1 protein-coding gene is annotated in these 1501 nt (G+C 48.6%); it reads left to right on the top strand.

Translation table 11 applies throughout. The annotated features are described in order from the left end of the window. Positions 1–101 precede the first annotated feature (101 nt). A complete protein-coding gene (gene ugpB, locus BZG79_RS15475; RefSeq protein WP_077576035.1) occupies positions 102–1406 on the top strand; it encodes a sn-glycerol-3-phosphate ABC transporter substrate-binding protein UgpB in 1305 nt (434 codons plus the stop codon). Positions 1407–1501: the final 95 nt, after the last annotated feature.

Genomic DNA, 1501 nt, shown 5'->3' with positions numbered 1-1501 from the left:
GTACAATTGTCATCTCCCTTTTCGGTGAGGTTCATATTATGTTCATTTTTGTTCATTAAGTTGCCAGATGAACATTACCCCATCCTCAAAAGGAGTGACGCATGAAAACCCAACGCTTAACCGCGCTTTCTTCGGCCTTGTTGTTGGCCTCGTTTTCCGCCAACGCTGCAACCGAAATTGAATGGTGGCACGCAATGGGCGGAAATCTCGGTGAAAAAGTGAATGAAATGGCCGAGAAGTTCAATGCCAGTCAGGACGACTACACAGTGAAGCCCGTTTATAAGGGCAACTATACCGAAACCATGACGGGGGCGGTCTCTGCCTTCCGCGCCAACAAACAACCTCATATCGTGCAAGTGTTTGAGGTGGGCACGGCGACCATGATGTCTGCAAAAGGCGCCATTTACCCAGTGTATGAGTTAATGCAAGACGCCAAAGTACCGTTCGACCAGTCTGATTATCTCTCTTCTGTGACCGGCTACTACTCAGACGAAAATGGCAACATGTTGTCTATGCCGTTTAACAGCTCAACACCGGTGCTTTATTACAACAAAGATTTGTTCGCCAAAGCGGGAGTGACACCACCTAAGACTTGGGAAGAGGTCGAGCAAGTATCAGAAAAGCTTCTCGCCAATGGCACCCAGTGTGGCTTCACCACCGGCTGGCAGTCTTGGGTACAAATCGAAAACCTCGGCGCACGTCATAATACCCCGATTGCCACTAATGATAACGGCTTTAGCAGTGTGGATAACGAAATGCTGATTAACCAATCACCTTTCGTTGATCACATCGCCAAAATGGCAGACTGGCAACAAGCTGGGATCTTTGAGTATGGCGGCCGTCGCTCTGACAGTGCACCACTTTTTTATAGTGGCGAGTGTGCCATGTATATGAACTCTTCAGCGTCCTATGCGGGCGTGCGTGAGAGCGTGAAAGACTTTGAGTTTGGTGTTGCCAAGCTGCCTTACTGGGATAAAGCCGTTGAGCAGCCAAGAAATACGATTATTGGCGGCGCCACGCTTTGGGTTCTGCAAGGTCATGAATCAGAAGAGTACAAGGGCGTTGCTCAGTTCTTCTCGTTCTTGTCAAAACCAGAGATCCAAGCTGATTGGCACCAATTTACTGGCTATCTGCCGATCACTCACGGTGCGTATGAGCTGAGTAAAAAGCAAGGCTTTTACGCTAAGAACCCGGGGACAGATGTCGCGATTAATCAGATGACAGAAGTGGAGCCCACCCCTGCATCGAAAGGTATTCGTTTGGGTAACTTCGTGCAAATTCGCGATGTGATCAACGAAGAGCTTGAAACTGTCTGGTCGGGTGATAAGTCAGCGCAAGAAGCGTTGGATGAGGCCGTTGAACGTGCGAACGGATTGCTCGCTAAGTTTGCTAAAGCGAACAAATAATTACGCCTTGTATTATGGAGCGGTGCGCTGAGCCCGCTCTTTTTATTGAGAAAGTCTATGTCCAATAAACCCACATTTAACCACAGTGCGTTTCC

The sequence above is a fragment of the Salinivibrio sp. MA427 genome (genome assembly GCF_001996115.1).
GTDB classification, from domain to species: Bacteria; Pseudomonadota; Gammaproteobacteria; order Enterobacterales; family Vibrionaceae; genus Salinivibrio; species Salinivibrio costicola.
This window is presented reverse-complemented; position numbering and strand designations above follow the sequence as displayed.

Excerpts from the sequence above, each read along its gene's own strand:
- ugpB (WP_077576035.1), top strand. The coding sequence starts at position 102 with ATGAAAACCCAACGCTTAACCGCGCTTTCTTCGGCCTTGTTGTTGGCC.